This is a genomic window from Pedobacter sp. GQ55 (assembly GCF_059758925.1).
Map to the genome: position 1 here is coordinate 137,716 of NZ_JCAXEI010000005.1, position 22,937 is coordinate 160,652.

Annotated in this window: 17 protein-coding genes; 15 read left to right on the forward strand and 2 right to left on the reverse strand. The window is 39.6% G+C overall.

What is annotated here, in order from left to right:
* Positions 1 to 47: 47 nt before the first annotated feature.
* Together AC6CH7_RS15100 and AC6CH7_RS15105 are read right to left on the reverse strand one after the other, a co-directional pair.
* The gene (locus tag AC6CH7_RS15100) at positions 48 to 545 is read right to left on the reverse strand and encodes a DinB family protein (protein ID WP_498263553.1); all 498 of its coding nucleotides are present in this window, start codon (positions 543 to 545) and stop codon (positions 48 to 50) included.
* Positions 546 to 631: 86 nt separating this feature from the next.
* Positions 632 to 1,321 (reverse strand): helix-turn-helix transcriptional regulator, encoded by a 690-nt coding sequence (locus AC6CH7_RS15105; protein ID WP_498263554.1) that lies wholly within the window; start codon positions 1,319 to 1,321, stop codon positions 632 to 634.
* Between the two features lie 95 nt (positions 1,322 to 1,416).
* Between AC6CH7_RS15105 and AC6CH7_RS15110 the strand changes: the two genes are divergently transcribed.
* The 15 genes from AC6CH7_RS15110 (at position 1,417) to sov (ending at position 22,890) form a co-directional block, all read left to right on the forward strand.
* Positions 1,417 to 2,595 carry an amidohydrolase family protein gene (locus AC6CH7_RS15110; protein WP_498263555.1) on the forward strand — a complete coding sequence of 393 codons (1,179 nt, stop codon included), beginning with the start codon at positions 1,417 to 1,419 and terminating at the stop codon, positions 2,593 to 2,595.
* Between the two features lie 35 nt (positions 2,596 to 2,630).
* Positions 2,631 to 3,590, forward strand: a complete 960-nt coding sequence (locus AC6CH7_RS15115; protein ID WP_498263556.1) for an NAD(P)H-dependent flavin oxidoreductase — start codon at positions 2,631 to 2,633, stop codon at positions 3,588 to 3,590.
* A 15-nt stretch (positions 3,591 to 3,605) separates the two neighbouring features.
* Positions 3,606 to 3,884, forward strand: coding sequence for an acylphosphatase (locus tag AC6CH7_RS15120; RefSeq protein WP_498263557.1), 279 nt, complete (start codon positions 3,606 to 3,608; stop codon positions 3,882 to 3,884).
* On the forward strand, positions 3,885 to 5,369 hold the full coding sequence (locus tag AC6CH7_RS15125) for a lipopolysaccharide biosynthesis protein (RefSeq protein ID WP_498263558.1): 1,485 nt from the start codon (positions 3,885 to 3,887) through the stop codon (positions 5,367 to 5,369).
* On the forward strand, positions 5,366 to 5,797 hold the full coding sequence (gene dut / locus AC6CH7_RS15130) for a dUTP diphosphatase (RefSeq protein ID WP_498263559.1): 432 nt from the start codon (positions 5,366 to 5,368) through the stop codon (positions 5,795 to 5,797). Before AC6CH7_RS15125 ends, dut begins: the two co-directional genes overlap by 4 nt.
* Positions 5,798 to 5,803: 6 nt before the next feature.
* Positions 5,804 to 7,177, forward strand: coding sequence for a tetratricopeptide repeat protein (locus tag AC6CH7_RS15135; protein WP_498263560.1), 1,374 nt, complete (start codon positions 5,804 to 5,806; stop codon positions 7,175 to 7,177).
* Positions 7,155 to 7,937 (forward strand): lipoprotein insertase outer membrane protein LolB1, encoded by a 783-nt coding sequence (lolB1, locus tag AC6CH7_RS15140; RefSeq protein WP_498263561.1) that lies wholly within the window; start codon positions 7,155 to 7,157, stop codon positions 7,935 to 7,937. Before AC6CH7_RS15135 ends, lolB1 begins: the two co-directional genes overlap by 23 nt.
* Positions 7,938 to 7,957: 20 nt before the next feature.
* Complete coding sequence (locus AC6CH7_RS15145; RefSeq protein WP_498263562.1) at positions 7,958 to 9,232, forward strand: murein hydrolase activator EnvC family protein; 1,275 nt, start codon at positions 7,958 to 7,960, stop codon at positions 9,230 to 9,232.
* A 58-nt stretch (positions 9,233 to 9,290) separates the two neighbouring features.
* Positions 9,291 to 9,683 carry a Sec-independent protein translocase subunit TatA/TatB gene (locus AC6CH7_RS15150; protein ID WP_498263563.1) on the forward strand — a complete coding sequence of 131 codons (393 nt, stop codon included), beginning with the start codon at positions 9,291 to 9,293 and terminating at the stop codon, positions 9,681 to 9,683.
* A gap of 10 nt (positions 9,684 to 9,693) precedes the next feature.
* Positions 9,694 to 9,897: a Sec-independent protein translocase subunit TatA/TatB gene (locus AC6CH7_RS15155; protein WP_108206269.1), complete on the forward strand. Its 204-nt coding sequence runs from the start codon at positions 9,694 to 9,696 to the stop codon at positions 9,895 to 9,897.
* 40 nt (positions 9,898 to 9,937) lie between these two features.
* Positions 9,938 to 11,368 carry an Asp-tRNA(Asn)/Glu-tRNA(Gln) amidotransferase subunit GatA gene (gatA, locus tag AC6CH7_RS15160; protein ID WP_498263564.1) on the forward strand — a complete coding sequence of 477 codons (1,431 nt, stop codon included), beginning with the start codon at positions 9,938 to 9,940 and terminating at the stop codon, positions 11,366 to 11,368.
* Between the two features lie 43 nt (positions 11,369 to 11,411).
* Complete coding sequence (locus AC6CH7_RS15165; protein WP_498263565.1) at positions 11,412 to 12,623, forward strand: lytic transglycosylase domain-containing protein; 1,212 nt, start codon at positions 11,412 to 11,414, stop codon at positions 12,621 to 12,623.
* A 139-nt stretch (positions 12,624 to 12,762) separates the two neighbouring features.
* Positions 12,763 to 15,075, forward strand: coding sequence for an NADP-dependent malic enzyme (locus AC6CH7_RS15170; RefSeq protein ID WP_498263566.1), 2,313 nt, complete (start codon positions 12,763 to 12,765; stop codon positions 15,073 to 15,075).
* A 3-nt stretch (positions 15,076 to 15,078) separates the two neighbouring features.
* Complete coding sequence (gene ruvA / locus AC6CH7_RS15175) at positions 15,079 to 15,663, forward strand: Holliday junction branch migration protein RuvA (RefSeq protein ID WP_068888257.1); 585 nt, start codon at positions 15,079 to 15,081, stop codon at positions 15,661 to 15,663.
* Positions 15,664 to 15,711: 48 nt separating this feature from the next.
* Positions 15,712 to 22,890: a T9SS outer membrane translocon Sov/SprA gene (gene sov, locus AC6CH7_RS15180; protein ID WP_498263755.1), complete on the forward strand. Its 7,179-nt coding sequence runs from the start codon at positions 15,712 to 15,714 to the stop codon at positions 22,888 to 22,890.
* Positions 22,891 to 22,937 lie beyond the last annotated feature (47 nt).

Genomic DNA, 22,937 nt, shown 5'->3' on the forward strand with positions numbered 1-22,937 from the left:
TCATTCTGATCACAAAATGACCCCATTTTAAAATAAAGCAAATCATTTTAAAAATCCATTTCATCAGCACTGGGACCAAAACTTCCCGGAATTGGGATGTCAAGAAGTCTTAAAAACACGCCTAACTGAGCCCTGTGGTGGATAATTTGATTGATACTCATTCGGATTACGTCTGCTTTTGGTTCAACACTATAAATCTGCTGTCCATTTCTTAAGGTCCAGTCCTTATCTAAAAGATTTTCATTTTCTGCTTTAAGCTCAGATCTGCCATCGGCCAGTGAACTTTCAAAATAAGCCAATAATTCTTCGGTAGTATTTACATCAGCAGGTTGATAAGGGTTGTCGGCGAAGTCAAGTTCATCGGTTTTGATGGCCATGGTAATCCAGGTTGGGAGCTCAGCAACGTGGGTGGCCAATCGCTTAATGGTCATGCTTTTTTCATGTGGCTGCCAGGCAAACTTATCAGTAGGCACTCTTTGCAACATTTTACGTGTGGTTAAAGCCTCTTGCTCAAGTTCCTTTAAATACATTTTAATTCTGCTCATAACTTTGTTTTTTGTTTTGTAGAACAAAGTAAAACACGGCAACTGACAACCCTATGGCAGTCTGTTTTTGAGAAAGAAAATTTATTTTAATAATTGACCGGAAGGAGCTTCATATACTTACTTAATTGCATGTGCTCGGTTTTTCGGAACGGGATTTCTAAATTTTTTACGGACTCAATTCGGGATACTTTAAAATCACGATATTCACAGCGAAGATGGCACCATGCGATTAAATGCCAGCTAAATGCATAAAATATGAGTCCGATTGGCTCCAGTTCCCGTTTAGTAGTGTGCGCTTTGTTATTTGTATATGCTATTTCTATAATGCACTGCGAGGAAATGGCGTTTTGCAGGGCCGAAAGGTATTCAAATTCATTTTTTATTGAATCTGGTAGTTGCATTATCATGTTGTTGTTTAGCAGTTCCAGTTTCTCTTTCTGATTACTGCGCAGTACCGCTTTTACCTTATTTAATGCGGTGGTGTAATGCTTAAGAATAGATTGATCGGTGAAGCCGGAAACCAAACGTTCCATAATTAATAAGGCATTCGCTTCTTCAGAATTAAACGATACGGGCGGGAGAAAGTATCCCTGGACAATGAAATACCCTTTTGGCTGCTCGAAACTAATTGGAATTCCCTGTTCAGTAAGTGCTTTAATGTCGCGATAAACGGTACGGATGCTAATCTCAAATTGATCCGAAATTTTGTCGGCTGTAACATATTTTTTTGTCTGAAGTAGGACAAGTATTCCAAAAAGTCTGTCTATCCGATTCATTTATAGTGTTGTTGATGTTTGCAAATTGATGTAAAATAGCTTTTAACGGGTACTAATTTATAGATTTCTGCGCTTATTATCCGTTCTTTGTAGTTATGATTTCTTATATATCTGCGTCTTACGTATTTCCTGTGGTTGGGCCACCAATAAAAAATGGGGTTATAGGAGTTGAAATTGATGGCACAATAGCCAGTGTTTTAACACCTGAAGAAGCCGGAAATGAGAAAATAAAGGACATAACCCATTATGAGGGTTTATTGGTCCCGGGATTTGTGAATACACATTGCCATTTGGAATTGTCGCATTTAAAGGACCAGATAGAAACACGTACAGGGTTATTGGGTTTTGTGCAGACCATAATGAAATTGAGGACCTCTGATGAAGATGCGCTGGATCTGGCCATGCTGAGGGCAGACAGAGAAATGTTTGAGAATGGAATCGTTGCCGTTGGTGATATTTCCAATCAGATCATTTCAAGGGGAACTAAGCTTGGAAGTCCTATTTATTACCATACTTTTCTGGAGATTATGGGTTTTAATCCCTTAACGGCAAAAGAATCTATAACACGTGCGCTCGAATTTAAGGAAAAGCTTGCCCCGCTTAAAGTTTCAATTGTTCCGCATGCCCCATATTCAGTTTCGGCTGAGCTATTTAAAGAACTGCGCGGCAATGGTGAAACGAACAGGGAGTTGCTGAGCATTCATAACCAGGAAACGGCTGATGAGAATTTATTTTTTGAACGTAAAGAAGGAGGTTTTTTGGAATTGTATAAAGTTCTGGGACTTGATATTGACTTCTATGAAGCCTCTGGTAAAACATCGTTACAAACATTTTTACCAATGTTATCTGATAAACAGAAAACGCTGCTGGTTCACAATACTTTTACTTCCAAAGCAGATGTTGAATTTGCAGAAGCATACCATCCTAATTTATATTGGTGCCTTTGTCCGAATGCGAATTTGTATATAGAGAACAGGCTGCCGGATGTAGATATGCTGAGGAATGCCGGAGTTAAAATTACGTTGGGTACCGATAGTTTAGCCAGCAACAACAGGCTGAGTATATTTGCAGAGATGCAGACCCTGCAAATCAATTTTGGAATTGACTTTGATGATCTTTTAAAGTGGGGCACCATTAATGGGGCTGAGTTTTTAGGGGTTGAGCAGCGTTATGGCAGTTTGGAGCCAGGAAAAAGGCCGGGCATAAACCTTGTTGATTTTGAAGAGATAAGCGGGATAATAATGCTAGGATCCAGAGTAGAAAGATTGTTTTAAGTTTTATTTAGATAAATATCTTTTCTTTGCATCTGATGAAGAATAGAATTGCAGCTCTTTTTAGTATTCAATATCCAATTATCCAGGCCGGGATGGTTTGGTGTAGTGGATGGAGACTGGCTTCTGCGGTGTCTAATGCGGGTGGCTTGGGCATTATTGGTGCCGGGTCTATGTATCCTGAAGTTTTGCTGGAGCATATTCAAAAATGCAAAAAGGCAACATCAAAGCCATTTGCGGTAAACGTTCCCTTGCTTTATCCTAATGTGCAGCAGGTAATGGATATTATCGTTGACCAGGGGGTAAAGGTGGTATTTACATCGGCAGGAAATCCTGCCAGCTGGACGGGGTTTTTAAAAGAAAAGGGGATTACGGTGGTACATGTTATTGCCAATACAAAGTTTGCATTAAAAGCAGAGGCTTGCGGAGTAGATGCGGTTGTGGCCGAAGGGTTTGAAGCAGGCGGACATAACGGAAGGGAAGAGACTACCACAATGTGTTTGATACCCATGGTTAAAGCTGTGGTTAAAGTTCCCCTGATTGCTGCCGGAGGAATTGGAAGTGGAAGTGCAATGCTTGCCGCTTTTGCATTGGGTGCCGAAGGGGTGCAGATAGGATCGGCATTTGCTGTTGCCCAGGAGTCATCAGCTCATCCCAATTTTAAACATAGGATAGTAGAGGCACTGGAGGGGGATACTAAGCTGACCATGAAAAAATTGGTCCCTGTACGGTTATTGAAAAATGAATTTGCAGACGCAGTAGCTAAAGCAGAGTCGGAAGGTGCAAATGCCGAAGCCTTGAAGCATCTTTTAGGCAAGGCGCGCGCTAAACTGGGTATGTTTGAAGGAAATATGGATGAGGGAGAGTTGGAAATAGGTCAGGTATCGGCTATGCTACAGGATATTAAGCCGGCAGCGGCTATACTACACAGCATTTGGTCGGAATTTTTAGAAGAAAAAAATAGGTTAAGCGCATTAGAATTTAGCGATTACCGTTAAAGGTTTAAAGTTTACATGGAAACGAAACATATAGATATTAAAATAACAGGAAAGGTGCAGGGGGTATCTTTTAGAGCTACCACTAAGGCTGTTGCGGATCAGATGGGCATTAGAGGTATGGTAAGGAATGAAAAAGATGGTTCATTATACCTGGAAGCAGAGGGTGATGATACTTTACTTGAAGTTTTTGTAGAATGGTGTAATGAGGGGCCAGACAGGGCTAAAATTGAAAATATTGAGGTTACACCCGGGGAGGTGAAAAACTATCAGAATTTTGAAATCATTAAGAAGTAGATGTCGGTATTAAAGAAGTTTCTGGGTCAAACGGCGGTTTATGGTATAAGTACTGTATTCTCCAGGCTGTTTAATTTTATACTCACACCAATTTATACCGGTAAATTTGCTGCAGGTACTTATGGTATATTTACCACAATGTACGCCTATGCTTCATTAATTAATGCTGTATTGGCTTTTGGAATGGAGAGTACTTATTTCCGTTATCTGAATAAGCATGAAGATAAAAAGCAAGAGGTATACAACAACTCTTTTCTGTGCATAGCCTTTATCTCGGTTTTGTTTTTAGTGACCGGATTGGTTTTTACCAATCCAATTGCTGCGTATTTAACGGATGATCCTAATCAGCTTGCTGATTATAAAAGCTACCTCCAGTTCTTTATCTGGATTTTATTTATAGATGCTATCTGTGTGATCCCTTTTGCTAAATTGAGGGCAGACAATAAAGCATTCAAATACAGCCTGATTAAATTTTTAAACATTGGCTGTTTTGTAGGGCTCAACCTGATCTTTATTTATATTATTCCTTTGATTATTAAGCATCATTGGCCTTTATCGGAGTGGTTTGGTTCTTGGTACAGAGGTATTTGGGTAGGCTATGTTTTTATGGCAAACCTAATTGCCAGTCTGGTTACTTTCTTTTTGTTACTCCCTGAGTTTTTGAAACTTCAGCCGAAATTTGATAAGGAATTGTTCGGTAAAATGTTCTCTTACTCCTGGCCTATTCTAGTGGCTAACCTATCTTTTATTGTTAATGAGAACTTAGATAAAATTGTGCTGAGCAGGTTACTGCCTGATGCCATAGCGGACCATCAGGTAGGTATTTATGGTGCGGTCTGTAAAATAGCGATCTTCATCAGTATTTTTATTACAGCTTTCAGACTGGGAGCGGAACCTTTCTTTTTCAGTCATGCTAAAAATGCAAATGCCAAAAAGACCTATGCCTTCATCCTGCATTATTTTGTGATTGCTCTGGCTGTATTATTTGTAGGTCTGATAGCGAATATAGAAATACTGAAGTATTTTATCCGGAAAAATGAATACTGGGTAGGATTACCCGCTGTGCCTTATCTCTTATTTGGTTACGTTTGTTTAGGGATATATATGAACTTGTCTATCTGGTATCGTTTATCCGATCAAACCCGTTTCGGCTTGTACATTTCTATAGTTGGGGCGTTTATTACCATTGTCTTAAATTTTGTGCTAATCCCTAAATACAGTTATATGGGTTCGGCATGGGTATCTATGCTGGCATATTTTGTAATGATGGTTATCTCATATGTTTTAGGACAAAAATATTATCCTATTCCTTATGATCTGAAAAGGATTTTGGCATATTTGCTTATATCAGTGGTTCTTGTAATACTTTCCTTTTGGGTATTTAACAGGAATATTTATATTGGTAATGCGTTATTGCTCGCATTCCTTGGGGGCATTACTTATTTTGAAAAGGATCAGTTGAAATCTATATTATTTAAAAAATGAACATAAACATCATAAACAATTCCCCACACCCATTGCCTCAATATGAAACTGAACATGCTGCCGGTATGGATATTCGTGCTTTTATAGAAACTGAAATTACGATTAAACCTTTACAACGTATTTTGATTCCAACAGGTTTACATATTGAACTTCCTGTAGGTTATGAAGCGCAGATACGCCCGCGTAGCGGCCTGGCTTATAAACATGGAATTAGTATTGTGAATTCGCCCGGTACGATTGATGCAGATTATCGCGGTGAACTGAAAGTTTTATTGGTTAATCTATCTGATACGGATTTTGTGGTGAATGATGGCGATAGGATAGCTCAAATGGTGATTGCAAAACATGAAACAGTAAGCTGGAAATCGGTAGGCGAGTTGAGCGACACAACGCGCGGCGCTGGCGGTTACGGACATACAGGGAAATAATTTGTTATGAGAAGAGGTCAGTGGTTTTTAATGTTATTGCTTTCCGGCAGCACCACAGTGTTTGCCCAGGAGCCTGTGGTTTCTGCAATGGACAGCATGGCTATAAAAACGCTCTTCTTTGCCGGGTTAAAAGAAAAACTGAATGAAAATTATCCGAAGGCAGCTGAGAACTTTGATAAGTTGTTAAAGATCGATCCTGATAATTCTGCTGCTTATTTTGAGATTGCTACGCTGAATTTCAGACAAAATAAACTGATGGAATCGGAAATGGCCGTTAAAAAAGCGACTTTCCTGAGCCCTAATAACGTTTGGTACTGGAAATTACTAGCAGAGCTTTATAAGCGAAAAGGAGATATGGATAATCTGGTTGGCGTTTTTGATAAGTTAATTGCGCTTTCTCCTGATGAAGACTCGTATTATTTTGATAAATCCAATGCTTTGCTTTTAGCGGGTAAAGAAGAAGCAGCTTTGAAAGGGTATGATGTACTGGAAAAGAAGTTTGGTCCTTCAGATGCTTTAACAGAAGCCAGGCAGCGCGTTAGTATGGGGAGAGATGACGGGCTTGATAAGAAGGAGGTTGAGAAGATCCTTGCTGAAAATGTAAAGGATGTTAAGAGTTTACTATATACAAGTGGTGTACTGGTACAAAAAAAACAGAACGCTGAAGCTTTGGCCGTACTTAGCAAAGCAAAGGAACTGGAGCCTGATGATTTTGAGGTGGACCTAGCTATGGCTGATGTTTACAGTGCCTTAAAGAATAATACAGAGGCGCAGATGTCCTTAAAAAAGGCTTTTGGGAATGTTATGATGCCTGTTGACCAGAAAGTTAAAATTGTAGTGATGCTTTTGGGAGGCAAGAAAGATCAGTTAAGGCTAGATGATGCTGCTGAACTTGCAATGATCGCAACGAAAGTTCATACGGATGATCCTAAAGTTTTTGCTTTGTACGGTGATGTACTTTATCAGCAAGGAGATTCCCAGGGCGCATTGACACAGTTCAAATCTGTATTAAAGCTGACTGATCAGCTCTATGCAGTATGGGAACAGATGTTGAATATACAAACTTCGCTTGGTTTATATAAGGATGCAATCAAAACTGCTGATGATGCTTTGTCGGTTTATCCGAATCAAGCCATTTTATATTATTACATGGCATTGGCCCTTCAAAATGATAATCAAAATGCATTGGCTTTAACAAATATTAAAACAGCATTGCAGCTGGATGCAGAAAATCCGTTATATATAGAGTACTATGGTGATGTTTTATTTCTGAAGGGAGATAAAGATTTGGGATTGGCACAGTGGAAAAAGGCCAAAAGCGCCGGAAATGATTCAGAGAAGTTAAATAAGAAGATTAATGAAAAGAAATATATTCAATAGCTTGCTATTTGTTGCTCTTGTTTCGGTAGTAATGGCTTGTAAAACGAAGAAAGCCATTGTTAAACCGCCAACGGCAGCAGAAACTCCGGCTGATAATAAGAGATCGGAAACGATAACCGTGCTTAAAGCGAAGGATATTTCTTTTAGTACACTTTCGCTTAAAGCAAAGGCTAGTCTAGATATTAATGGGAACACAAATAATGTGAACATGAACATCAGGATAGAGAAAAATAAAAAGATCTGGGTAAGTATTACCGCTTTGGGTATTGAGGTGGCAAGGGCATTAATTACTCCTGATAGCATTAAGGTTAGAAATAATTTACAGGGGGTTTATTTAAAGAAGCCTTTTAATTACGTACATACTTATACCAACAAGCAGGTTAATTTTGAATTATTACAGGCTATTTTCTCTGGAAATACGGTTAAAGACTTCTTTAGGGATGAGACCTTGGTCGCGCAGGAAAACGGCGTTTGGACGCTTAGTGGCGTGAATGAAGGCCTGGCTTACAGAGTGATTTTTAATACCTTGCTAAAGGTTAATGAAAACAATTTGAATGATATTGCTTCCGGAAGATCTTTGCGGGTTGTTTATGGAGAATATCAGAATATTAATGGGGCTCTTTTTCCGACTAACCTGAAAATTAACTCTATGGCCGGGGATAAAAGAATTAATATCAATTTGGACTTTTCGAAAATTGAAAGCAATCTTGCTCTTGAATTTCCGTTTAATGTTCCAAATAAGTATGAGGTAATAAACTGATTTTTTATACTTTTGATGCAATGAAGCTAAACAAATTACTTTTACTCCTCTTATTTTTACTATCTGCCTCTGTTGTTTTTGGACAAAGTAGTGCAGAGTTGAAAAGAAAAAAAGAAGCCATACAGCGCGAAATTGATTTGTTGCAGAAAAATGCAAATAAAGCAGCAAAGAACAAAAAGCTTACTTTAAGTCAGATCAATGCACTAAATGCCAAAATTGGCTTAATGCAAAGCAAGATCTCTGTGATCAATTCGGAGATGAAAAATCTTGACAATCAGATTCATGAAAACACGAACGTTGTTCATAATTTGAAGGGCCAGCTCGGGCAGCTTAAAAAAGAATATGCAAGTATGATCAGGTTTGCACAGCGGAACAGGAACTCTTATGATAAGATGATGTTTATTTTTGCAGCCAGCGACTTTAATCAGGCATATAAACGGATTAAGTATTTACAGCAGTTTGGTCAGTACCGTAAAAAGCAGGCCGACTATATACAGGGTAAGCAGAAAGATCTTAATTATAAGATCGTAATTTTAGATAAAAACCTTAAAGAAAAGAGCAATCTTTTGCATGAACAGGAGCAGGAGAAAAGTAAGCTTGGTAAGAATAAGAGTGAGCAATCCCAGGTACTGAATAAGTTTAGCAGGGAAGAGAAGAAATATAGACAAGACATCGCAACGCGGAAAAAAATAGCTGCGCAGCTTGATAGAAATATCCGTGCGGCAATTGCAAGGGAGATCGAGAAAGCAAGAAGAGAAGCAGAAGAGGCACGTTTAGCCGCCGAAAGAGCAGCTGCCGCCAAGGCAAAAGCTGAAAATAAGCCTGCTCCGGCTGTCGCTGCACCAAAAGCAAAAACAAACAGCGGATATTTAACGGCAACTCCAGAAGCTGCAAGGTTGTCATCACAATTTGAAAGTAACCGCGGCTCGTTGCCATGGCCTGTGGCTACCGGTTCAATTACGGAACGTTTTGGAAGACATATGGAGGGCCAGGCATCGTATACCAACGATGGTGTAAACATTGAAACTGCTGAAGGAGCTGCTGTACGTGCGGTATTTAATGGTAAGGTTACTACGGTGATGGAGCAATATGGTAGATATTTTGTGTTGATTAAGCATGGTGAATATTTCACGGTTTACCAGAACTTAAAATCGGTTAGTGTATCTAAAGACCAGACAGTGACTACAAAACAAACAATAGGTACTGTGGGGACAACCGAAGGTACACCTCAGCTGCAATTCCAGATTAGAAGAGGGATGGCCGCGCAGAATCCAGAAGCATGGATAGCAAAATAGGATATTGTGGATTATAAATGTTTATATTTGTATTAATTAATTATAAATCGGTAAGAAAATGTATAGAGGGACGTTAATAGAATTCCTGAACATGGGTGGCGGCGAGATTATGCTCATCCTGGCGGTGGTACTTTTGTTATTTGGAGGTAAAAAATTACCAGAACTAGCAAGAGGTTTAGGGAAAGGAATCAGAGATTTTAAAGATGCCTCAGAAGGGGTTAAAAGAGAAATCCATCGTAACATAAATTCCGTAGGTATTGTTGATGATATCGAATCGGTTATTAATGACACCAATGCTAATCGTCACCATCCTTCTGAAACTACTCCGGAGCCGCAAGCGCAGGCTGTAGAGGAGGGTAAGGAGTCACCGGATTTTGAGAAGCAGGACCTTGTTGCTGCCAGTAACGATACAGAGAACACAAAAATAGAAACAGATAAAACTAAACTTTAACTAAAATATCATGTTAAACACAACGATATCAGCCGCGTTAGGTGGCATGGAAATAGCCATTATTCTTGTCATAGTACTTCTGCTTTTCGGAGGTAGAAAGATTCCGGAACTAATGAAAGGTCTGGGAAAAGGTATTAAAGAATTTAAAGATGGCAAAGACGGAGTTGATGATAACGAAACGGTAGAAAGAAACCGCACCAACAAACCGTTATAGGTTTTAGGACCTAATTTTTAATCTTAATGTATTCTTGAATTTGAAGAAGTATAGCTCCTTAACAGAGATACAAACTCTTATTGGTCAAAAAAAGCTCAGCTTAACTGAGTTGTTAGATTATTATTTTAAGCAAATAGAAGCTCATCAACACCTCAATGCATTCAATGAGGTGTTTTTTTATTCAGCTTCAGAGCAGGCAAAGCTTGTGCAGAAAAAAATCGATAGTGGAACTGCTGGTAAGCTTGCGGGGATGGTAATTGGTATAAAAGATAATATATCTTATAAAGACCATATGGTTACTGCATCTTCCAGAATGCTTGAAGGTTTTGTATCTCCCTATTCTGCTACCGTTGTGGAAAGACTGATCAGTGAAGACGCTGTTATTATTGGCAGGTTAAATTGTGATGAATTTGCTATGGGCGGCTCTAATGAAACTTCCTATTATGGCCCGGTAAGTAATGCTGCAGATATTGAAAGGGTAGCAGGCGGATCATCAGGTGGATCGGCTGTAGCTGTTCAGGCAGATTTATGCTTGTCGGCCTTAGGAACCGATACCGGGGGATCTGTTAGACAGCCAGCGGCTTTTTGTGGATGTATTGGGTTTAAGCCAACTTATGGACGTATTTCGAGATATGGGGTAATTGCTTATGCTTCCTCATTTGATCAGGTAGGTACCATAACATCCTCAGTGAGTGATGCGGCAATATTGTTAGAGGTTTTGGCCGGAACTGACGATTATGACAGTACAGTTTCTAAAAAAGAGGTGCCTGCTTATTCTGCAGCCCTGGGCAATGGGACCAAAAAGAAAATTGCAGTGATAAGGGAAACGCTGGAAAGCGAAGCCTTGGATCCTGCAATTAAGGATTCGATATTGAATGCTATAGAACGATTTAAAGCACAGGGACATACCGTAGATTATGTGTCATTTGATTTGCTGGACTATTTGGTTCCTGCATATTATGTGCTTACTACTGCAGAGGCTTCCTCTAATTTATCCCGTTATGATGGGGTGCATTATGGTCACCGTAACCTGGAAGCCGGCAATTTAAATGAATTGTATAAAAAATCAAGAGCTGAGGGTTTTGGAGAAGAAGTGAAAAGACGGATATTGTTGGGGACCTTTGTTTTAAGTGCCGGATATTATGATGCGTATTACCAGAAAGCACAGCAGGTAAGAAGGTTGATCAGAGAGAAAATGGAAGAGATGCTTAAGGAGTTTGATGTGATTTTAACCCCTGTAACTCCCACACCGGCTTTTAAAATTGGCGACAATATAGATGACCCGTTGGTGATGTATATGGCAGATATATTTACTGTATTGGCCTCTTTAACCGGGATTCCGGCGGTAGCAATACCTTTGGGCAATAATGACGATGGTTTGCCGTTAAGTATTCAATTGATGACCAAACATTTTAGGGAGGAAGAACTACTTTCCTTGTCCCAAACATTTTTAAATGATAGTTTAAACTAAGGAGGTTTTTTTAGAAAAGCCTTGAAAGCAGAATGAAATGCCTATGAAAATAAAAGTACACTTCGTATCCTATTGCATTTTAGCATTAATTAGCTTTTCAGCATCGGCCCAACAACGTGGCTTAATTTTGAACGACACAACTTCAGTGCCTGAGGTTGATGAAACGCCCCTGTTTAATAACTATAATTACAATTACAAGAACAGATTAGATTCTATTGAGAAGACCGTTCCGCTTACTTACAATGAATATGTACAGAAGTACATAGACATTTACAGCGGAAGGAAGGAAATGATGGGCAGAATGCTGGGCATGTCTGACTACTATTTTCCGATTTTTGAAAGAGCGCTTAAAAGCCTTAATATCCCGGAGGAGATTAAATACTTGCCAATCATAGAATCATCTATGAACCCCTATGCCGTTTCCCGAGTTGGCGCTACCGGATTATGGCAATTCATGTTTGGCACGGCCAGAGAGTATGGTTTAAATATGGATAATTTTGTTGACGACCGAAAGGACCCGATACAAGCAAGTTATGCTGCTGCAGCCTATTTCAGAGATGCTTACGAGGAGTTGGGTGACTGGCTTCTGGCAATTGCCGCCTATAATTGCGGAATGGGAAATGTGAAGCGGGCAATGCAGAAAGCCAACTCCAGTGATTTCTGGGAGCTTAGAAGATTTTTACCAACCGAAACAAGAAATTATGTGCCTGCGTTTATTGCTGCAGTGTATGTAATGAAGTGTTCCGATAAACACCATATTAGTTCACAGCGGCCATCTTATATCAAGATTACAGATACTATTCAGGTTAATCGTTTTATTTCTATCCCCACTTTAGCTAACGCTTTGAATATGGATGAAGAAGAACTTTGTACCTTAAACCCTTCTTATAAGAAGAAGATTGTTAACGGTACAGAATCGACGCCGAAGCGTGTGATTGTCCCAAAAGTTAGCTTAGCCAACTTTGCCCGAATCTACGAGGTACTGAATCCGGAAACAGAAACCAACATGAAAATGGTATTGGCGTCAAATGAAGAGAGACGGCCTGTAAGGAATGTAAAATCAAGACCGGTCTTCTTCTATCATAAGGTTAAACCCGGACAAAATTTAGGAGCGATTGCCAATAAATATCATGTTGAAGTTCAGGATCTTAAAGTCTGGAATAAGTTAAGAAGTTTAACGATTGTTCCAGGACAGAAAATAAAAGTGTATAGCACACATCCCGATAATGACACCCCAAGTCGCCTGAAAAGCTAGCGTTCAGTTTGTTTATTTTCCTGTTCATTTTGTTCATAATTGCATTTAAACACGCGAAATCCGTAATTTAATTGCCTTTTTTTTATTTTAAGCCCTAATAAAAGAATTGTAACTTTGACCCTTTACAATTGACAATTTTATGACTAAAATAAACAGGAAGCAGGATGCTTTAGATTACCATTCGCAGGGGCGACCTGGGAAGATTCAGGTTATCCCAACAAAACCAACAAACTCTCAAAGAGACCTGGCGCTTGCCTATTCACCTGGGGTTGCAGAGCCATGTTTAAAGATTGCTGAAAATACTGAAGACGTTTATAAATATACAGCTAAGGGGAATTTAGTGGCTGTAATTAGTAATGGCACTGCTGTATTAGGCCTAGGTAATATTGGGCCGGAAGCAGGAAAACCTGTAATGGAAGGAAAGGGTCTCCTTTTTAAAATATTTGCAGATATTGATGTTTTTGACCTTGAACTGGACACCACAAATGTGGATGATTTTGTTAAGATCGTGAAAGCCCTTGAGCCTACTTTTGGCGGAATAAATTTAGAGGATATTAAAGCACCTGAGTGCTTCGAAATAGAGCGTCGTTTAAAGGAAGAAATGAAGATTCCTGTAATGCACGATGATCAGCATGGTACTGCCATTATCTCAGCAGCGGCATTGTTAAATGCCTGCGAACTGCAAAAAAAGAAAATAGATAAGGTTAAAATAGTCGTGAATGGGGCAGGTGCTGCCGCTATTTCCTGCTCACGCTTATATGTTTCTTTAGGTGCAAAAAAAGAGAATATTGTGATGTGTGACCGCTCTGGCGTGATCCGGGATACACGCGAGAACCTTGACGCAATTAAAGCTGAATTTGCAACTTCCAGAAATTTAGATACACTGGCAGAGGCAATGAAGGATAGTGATGTGTTCATTGGCTTATCATCTGCTAATTGTGTAACAGAAGATATGCTGAAATCAATGGCAAAAAATCCTATCGTATTTGCTATGGCAAATCCCGATCCGGAAATTGCTTATGAGCTGGCTCTTAATTCCCGCAAGGATATTATTATGGCTACCGGTCGTTCTGATTATCCTAATCAGGTGAACAACGTTTTGGGATTCCCGTATATTTTTAGAGGTGCGCTTGACGTAAGGGCAACCGCCATTAACGAGCCCATGAAGATCGCTGCGGTAAGAGCAATTGCCGAGCTGGCCAAAAAACCAGTGCCTGAGGCGGTGAATATGGCCTACAATGAAACCAACATTAAGTTTGGTAAAGATTATATTATTCCAAAACCAATGGATCTTCGTTTAATGACGAATGTATCTACAGCTGTAGCCAAGGCAGCAATTGAGTCTGGTGTTGCGCGTAAGGTGATCACCGATTGGGATGCTTACATTGAGGAATTGAAACACCGATTGGGTGGTGATGATGCGATTATGCGTGCGATTACGAATAAGGCTAAATCTGATCCTAAGCGCGTTGTGTTTGCTGAAGCTGATAACTATAAAATATTAAAGGCTGCTCAAATTGTAAAAGATGAGAATATAGCTATCCCGATTCTGCTTGGAAACAAGGAAGTCATTAAGAAAATAATTGAGGAAAATGCACTGGAATTAGATGGCGTTACCATAATTGACCCTTTTGAAGAGCAGCAGCGCATGAGTAAGTATGCGAACTCATTATATGAGAAGAGACAAAGAAGAGGAGTGACTTTAATTGAGGCAACCAAATTTCTGCGTGACAGGAATTATTTTGGTGCTTCTATGGTTGAGTTTGGAGAAGCTGATGCAATGATTTCTGGTTTGACTAAGAATTATGTGTCGACAATTAAACCAGCTTTGCAGGTTATTGGTACTGAAGAAGGTGTAAATCGTGTTGCCGGAATGTACATGATGATGACCAAGAAAGGGCCTGTATTTTTCGGAGATACGACTGTGAATGTTGATCCCACTGCAGAAGAATTAGTAGATTTAACGTTGCTTTTGGAGCGTTCTGTAAGTAAATTTAACATACAGCCAAGGGTGGCGTTACTTTCATATTCTAACTTTGGGTCTAATGAAGGTATTGTACCGGAAAAGGTTAGGAAAGCTGTAAAGATATTACACGAGAAATATCCGCACATCATGGTGGATGGTGAGATGCAGGGGAACTTTGCCATTAATAATGAGATGTTAAAAGATAATTTCCCTTTTAGCAGATTAATAGGCGCCCCAGCCAATACGCTGGTTTTCCCTAATCTGGAATCTGGTAATATTGCTTATAAACTATTACAGGAACTTGGAGAGGCGGAAGCTGTTGGCCCGATCTTACTGGGTCTGAAAAAACCAGTACATATTGTGCAGCTTGGTAGTTCAGTAAGAGAAATTGTAAACATGGTAACCATTGCGGTTTTAGATGTACAGGCTAAAGAACAAGAAGCAAATCCGAAAAAAGGTCTATTAAAAAGAATTTCAAAAAGATAAAATATGTTTGCATATATTGATGGTAAGTTAACCTTTAAATGCCCCGCGTATATTGTAGTGGAAGCCGGTGGCGTAGGCTACCATATTAATATATCTCTAAATACCTACAGCAGTCTTGCCGATGCGGAGCGATGTAAAATCTATACCTGGCTTCATATTAAAGAAGATGCGCATACTTTGTATGGTTTTGCTGATGAAGGTGAAAGAAGACTATTTCTGCACCTGATTTCGGTATCTGGTATAGGACCCAATACTGGAAGAATGATGCTTTCATCTATTACTCCCAATGAAATTCAGTCGGCTATTATTAGCGGCGACCTTCCACTTATACAACGTATTAAGGGGATAGGTGTCAAGTCTGCACAAAGACTTGTGCTTGAGTTGCAAGATAAATTAAAGAAAGAAGGAACGGGGTCGTTAATTGCGGCCCCTTTAAACAATACTGTAAAGGAAGAAGCTTTATCAGCTTTAATGATGCTCGGGTTTGCGAAACCCGCATCTGAAAAGGCAATTGATAACGCGGTGAAGGTGGGTGGTCAGGATCTGTCAGTAGAACAAATGATTAAGCTAGCCCTAAAAAATTTATAACTTTTTTTACTCTTGAAAAACAAATTAGCGCTAATATCATCTCTCCTTTTGGTTACACTCTTTTGGGGAAAAAATGCTGTCTCTCAGGTAGTGGTAGGGCGGTCTGCCAGTGATACGTCAAGAAATTTATTCGGTTTAAAAGAAAAGCAACGGCTGGGCATTAGGCCGTTATCAAATCCCTTTAAGCCCTTGCCAGATAATGTGAAACGGGAAGTTGAATATGACGCAGTAAATAAAAGATACATAATAAGACAGCTGGTAGGTGATAAGTTAATTGCCGCCCCTCAATACTTAACCATTGCCGAATATCAGCGGTTGATCAGTAGTGAAATCAAGCGTGAAAACTGGAGGACGCTTTCCAATGAGGAGATCAATGATGTAAGAAGAACGGGGATCATTCCAAGTTTGAGCATCAATAGTAAAGCCTTCGAGAAAATATTTGGTGGGAACACCATTAATATCCAACCGCGAGGGGAAGCGGAACTTACTTTTTTGGGTAGAATAAACAGAAATGAAAACCCCTTGTTTAATGAACGCCAGAGAGTACAGGGGAATTTTGACTTTAACCAGCGCATCCAGATGGATGTTATTGGTAATATCGGTACCAAGCTGAAAGTTAATATGAACTACAACACTGAAGCTCAATTTGATTTTGAGAACCAGATTAAGTTGGATTATACGGGTGGTGATGACGATATTATAAAGAAAATAGAGGCAGGTAATGTAAGCCTTCCTTTAAATACGACCTTAATTAGCGGGACACAAGCGCTATTTGGGATAAAAACACAATTGCAGTTTGGTAAACTGAACGTAAATACTGTTTTTACCCAGCAAAAATCACAGTCGAGGGAAATACAGATCAATAATGGTGCGCAACAGAACGAATATAGGATCAGCGCAGATAATTACGAAGCAAACAAACACTATTTCCTTGCTCAGTATTTCAGGGACAATTATAACAAGGCCTTATCCAATCCGCCTACGATCACTTCGGGTATTATCATTACCAAAATAGAAGTTTGGGTTACCAATAAGGCCGGCAATACTCAGGATTCCAGAGATGTACTTGCCTTTATGGATCTGGGAGAGAATAAGCCGTATAATACTACACTGACCGGAGGAACTTCCGTGCTTCCGTCGGCATTTAAGAATAATCAGTTTCCAAGGCATTCAAATAATTTATTGGATAGGTTACCGGCAGATGTGAGACAAACCAACTCTAATGCAGTTATTTCTTTCTTTCAGCAAAGCAAGGGTACAGACAACTACGCGAAGCTCACTTATGCCAGAAAACTAACTGAAAGAGAGTTTACTTTTCATCCTAAACTGGGTTACATCTCTCTAAATAATGCCCTCAATACAGACGAAGTGCTTGCCGTTGCGTATCGCTATACTTATAATGGAGTAGAATATCAGGTGGGTGAGTTTACTACCGATGTTCCATTTGACCAGGGGAGCCCTAAAGTTTTGTTCGCAAAATTATTAAAGAATGAAACGACCAAAGTCAACATGCCTACCTGGGGACTGATGATGAAAAATATTTATTCTATTGGTGGATACCAGATCAGTCAACAGAACTTTAAGCTGGATATCTTTAGAATAGACGAGAAAACAGGTATTGAGAGGCCAGTTATTACAGAGGGGGAGAAGCTGGATAAATTTAAGCGGCCACTGAAAGATAAGTTATGGATACAGGTAGCTGGTTTGGATCGTTTGAATCAGCAGGATGAAGCAAAACCGGATGGGATTTTCGACTTTCAGGCAGAGAACAACCCTTTTAATTCAAATTCTAATCAGAATGCTTCAAACACATTTGGGAACAATAGCGCTTTTAACAATACGGGTACGATTAATAATACAAACGGAAATACAGCCTATGTACTTTCAAACACCAAAAGTGGATACATTACTATAGATCCATTAAATGGCAGAATAATTTTTCCGCTTGTTGAACCTTTTGGAAGAGATTTGGCGAGCCAGTTCTTGCCAACTGAACAAGCTTTTATTGATAAATACACCTATACTGCATTGTACGACTCTACCAAGGTTGTTGCCCAGCAATTGTTTACCAAACAGAACAGGTATATTATTAAAGGAAGTTATCAATCAGATATTGCCTCTGAGTTTAGTTTAAATGCCATCAATGTGCCGGAGGGTTCGGTGCGGGTTTTTGCGGGAACAATTCCGTTGCAGGAAGGAGTAGATTTTACAGTAGACTACCAGGGAGGAAGGGTAAAGATATTGAATACTGGAATTTTAATATCAGGTCAGCCCATAAGAATATCAACAGAAAATAATGAACTTTTTGGGTTGCAGCAACGATCCTTATTTGGGGCAAGGCTAGACTATAAAGTAAATAATAAATTGAATTTGGGAGGTACAATCATGAACCTTTCAGAAAAGCCGTTAACGCCAAAAGTAAACATTGGAGAAGAACCCATTTCCAATACCATATGGGGGTTGGATATTAATTATAGCTCACCTTCAAGGTTTTTAACCAAGTTGGTTGATAAATTACCTTTTCTTTCTACTAAAGCTCCTTCGAGCATTACATTTTCAGGAGAGTTTGCCCAATTGTTACCCGGTCACCCCAGGGCACTTAATTTCGGAGGTCAAAAAGGTGGTGTAAGTTACCTCGATGATTTTGAAGCCTCGAGATCTATAATAGATCTGAAAAGTGCTGTAGCATGGCAGTTGTCGGGCACCCCTCAGCTGTTTTCTGAATCAAATTTGATCAATGACCTTGCCTATGGCTACAATAGGGCGCGTATCGCATTTTATAATATTGATCCGACTTTTTACAACAGAAACGCAAGTAATTTACCTGCCAGTATAAGAAGTAACCGTACGGAATTGTCTAATCATTATGTGCGCGAAATTATAGAGCAGGAGGTTTTCCCTTTTAAAGAAACAAGTACCGGCCAATCGATCACCCTGCCAACCTTAGATGTTGCCTTTTATCCAACGGTGAGAGGCCCTTATAATTATGCGCCAAATGGATTTGGGTCTAATGGTTTGTTAAATAATCCAAAATCAAGATGGGGTGGTTTATTCAGAAGAATTGAAACCAATGATTTTGAGGCTTTGAATATAGAATTTATAGAATTATGGGTTATGGACCCGAATATATATAAACCAAATTCTGCCGGAGGTGATTTATATTTTAATGTTGGAAATCTTTCAGAAGACATTCTGAAGGACGGACGTAAATCATTAGAGAATGGTTTACCTGCAAATGGAGATCCAAGTAAATTTGATGAAACCAATTGGGGCAGGGTACCTAAACTGCAACCGGTGGTTCAGGCATTTGACAATGATCCAGCGGCCAGAAGAAGCCAGGACGTAGGATTGGATGGGTTGTCCAGTAATGATGAACGTGCCAAATTCGCCTCGCTTATTAATCAAATAAAAGGGCAGTTAAATCCAGATGCTGCTGCCGAATTCGAAGATGACCCATCATCGGATGACTATTCCTATTATCGGAGTAATGCACTCGATCAGGCTGGTGCAGGAATTTTAAAACGCTACCAGAGATACAATGGTACTGAAGGAAATTCTAAGACCCCTGAACAATCTCGGGAAGATTTTGGTGTAGAGAATTCAGCTTCTACTTCCTTACCCGATGGAGAGGACATCAACAGAGATAATAACATGACCCAGTCTGATGAGTATTTCCAGTATAAGGTGTCAATGCGTCCGGGGGATTTATTGGTTGGACAAAATTTTGTTACTGACAAGGTAACCTCACAGGTTAAACTTGCTAATGGGCAAACACGGCCTGTTACCTGGTACCAGATCAGAATTCCGTTGGCACAATACCAGCAAAAGGTTGGAAATATCCAGGATTTTAAGTCGATCCGTTTCATTAGAATGTTTCTGACCAATTATGCCGATACCACCGTGCTCAGGTTTGGAAAGATCCAGTTGATAAGAGGTGAATGGCGTCAGTATAATGCAAATAATGATCCTGCACAGGTAATTGTTGACCCGATATTACAGCCAATTGGAGCAGACAATTCGACAATAGAAGTAGCTACGGTGAATATTGAAGAGAACGGAAAACGTACTCCAATACCATATGTTGTTCCTCCTGGCATTGAAAGGGAACGCGATTTCAGCAACTACCGTGGTGATACCAGACAAAATGAACAGTCGCTGTCAGTAACGATCAAAAGTTTAAGGGATGGATACGGAAGAGCTACATTTAAAACCGCTATTAATGATTTTAGATCATACAAGCATTTGGAAATGTATATTCACCTGGAGGCCCTTGGTAGCAACATATTGAATAACAATGATCTGAGTGCCTTTTTAAGGATCGGAACCGACAATCAGGATAATTATTACGAATACGCACAGCCTTTAAGGGTTACTGGTCCTGGAACAAGCGATCCTTATGCCATCTGGCCGGATCAGAATAAACTAGATATTGAACTTGAGATTTTTCAAAAGGCCAAAATAGCCAGAAACAAAGCCATGCTTAACGGACAGCCATGGCCGGTAAATATCCCTTATGAATTTATTGAGAATGGAAAAACAATTACCATAAAGGGCCAGCCTGATATGAGTAAGGTTAGGGTGTACATGCTTGGTGTAAAAAACCCGCTTAGAAATCCTGCAAACCCTGGTGAGGACGATGGACTGGATAAAAATGCAGTGGTATGGTTTAATGAATTAAGATTAACCCAATTTGATGAAAGAGGGGGCTGGGCTGCAACAGCAAGGATGAATGCCCAACTGGCAGATTTTGCTGATGTAAACATTTCGGGAAGTAAATCTACCATTGGATTCGGTTCCCTGGAAAAAAGAGTGAGTGAAAGAAACAGAGCTGATAATGTATTTTTTGATATCTCTTCGAGCATGGAGCTAGGTAAGTTTTTACCCAACAAATCGGGGGTAAAGATTCCTATGTTTATTAGTTATTCAAGTCAGATCAGTACACCGCAGTATGATCCCAGAACGCCGGATATTGAGTTGAAAACAGCATTGGAAGGAGCCACGAAAGCAGAGAAAAAAGAGATTCTGAACTATGCACAGGATTACACCACCCGTAATAGTATCAGTTTTACAAATGTAAGAAAGGAGCGTACCGATCTTAATAAAAAACCTCAGCTATGGGATATAGAAAATCTAAACGCAAGTTATGCCTATACAAAGTTTGCGCATAGAGATTTTATAAATCAGAATAACATTCAGCAGACTTACCGGGCCTCGCTAGCCTATAATTATGCAGGACAATCAAAAAGCTATGAACCGCTTGCCAAGATCATTAAATCAAATACGCTGGCATTATTAAAAGAGATAAACTTTAGCTTATTGCCTAATTCGATAAACTTTAGGATCGATCTGGATCGCTATTATTCGGAAAACAGCCTGCGCAACAATGACCCTAATAATGCCATTCCTATAAACACGACGTTTAATAAGAATTTCCTCGTTACCAGGGTGTATGGTATTTCGTGGAATTTTACACGTTCACTTACCTTGGATTTTGATGCCACCAATTACTCTATTATTGACGAACCTGAGGGCCGAATTGACGGATTGAAAAGAGACACACTTTGGCAGAATTTAAAGCGACTGGGCAGAACTACAGACTACTCCCATAATTTAAATGTTACCTATAATTTGCCGATAAATAAGATCCCGGGAATGGACTGGTTAAATGTGACTACCCGTTACGGAACAAGCTTTAACTGGCAGACTGAACCGTTATCAACACTTAGAAATCCACTTATTGATTTGGGAAATACCATTCAGAATTCCAGAATCATTCAGATTAATCCAAACCTGAACCTTGCAAGTCTTTACAACAAATTTGGATTTGTTAGAAAGGCAGGTACAAGTACTACGGACAAGCAATCGGGAACAGGATTTTTTGTGGGGTTGCTTACAGGAATTAAAAATATTGTAGGTGCTTATACACAGACCAGGGGTATATTTATGCCCGGGTATTTACCTAAAACCAATTATTTTGGTATTGATGATGTGACTGGAGCTCCAGGGCTGGGATTTGTGTTTGGAAGTCAGCGTGACATCAGAAGCATGGCCGTTAATAATGGATGGCTCACTACCGATACCTTACAGACACAGCTTTATGTGAATACCCTACGGGAGGATCTAAGCTTTACCAGTTTAATTGAGCCCATTCGGGATTTGACCATTACCCTTACTGCAAATAAGAATAGAACATCGAATTTCTCTACAAATTACAGGTATGATAGTGACAGTCGTGAATTTGAGGATTTAAGTCCATATACAACCGGGGATTATAGTATTTCATTTATTTCTTTACGCACCTCATTCTCAGAAAAATCAGGCAGTACGGTTTCTAAGTTGTTTAATCAATTCATGGCAAACCGGCAGGTGATTTCGCAGCGTTTGGGGGCACAAAATCCAAATTCCAGAGGAATAGTTGATGGGTATGCAGATGGCTACGATAAGAATGCCCAGGATGTAGTTGTTTCGGCATTTTTGGCAGCTTATTCCGGCAGAAGTGCATCATCCGTTAACCTGAATTCTCTTCCAAGCATTCCTTTGCCGAACTGGCGGTTGAATTACCGTGGATTAACCCGTATTGCTTTTCTTGCAGACCGGTTTAACTCGATAGACATCAGGCATTCGTATCGCTCAATTTATAGTGTTAACAGTTTTAACTCTTTATTGCGGTATCAGGAAAGTAATGGTTCTGTAATTAGCAGAGAGGATGCCAGTGGAGGGAATTTCTTGCCTAAGTTCCAGTATTCTCAAGTAACCATTGCTGAACAATTTGCCCCACTAATTGGTGTTGATACCCGATTGAAAAATAACATGACTGCTAACTTTGAGTATGGTCGATCGAGGTTGCTGGGATTAAGCCTTGCAAACAGTCAGCTGGCTCAATTAACGGAAAATAATATGGTTTTTGGTTTGGGCTACAGAACAAATAAATTCAGGTTCCCGTTTGGATTATTTAAAGGATTAAAGACCGATAATAATATGGACTTTAAGTTAGACATTGCATTAAGAGATAATAAGACGGTGATTTATCGTGCAGATATTACTGAGGCAGAAGTTTCATCAGGAGCTCAGAACATAACCTTCAGACCTAGTGTGGATTACGTTCTTAACCAGCGTTTTAATGTGCGGGTGTTCTACGATTCTAACGTTACCAAGCCATATACTTCGCAGACCTTTAACACCTCTTTCAGTAATTTTGGTTTTAGTCTAAGGATTACGCTAAATTAAGGATTGCTATAAACACTGATATTAATTACCTTTGAGCGCGCGCAGCT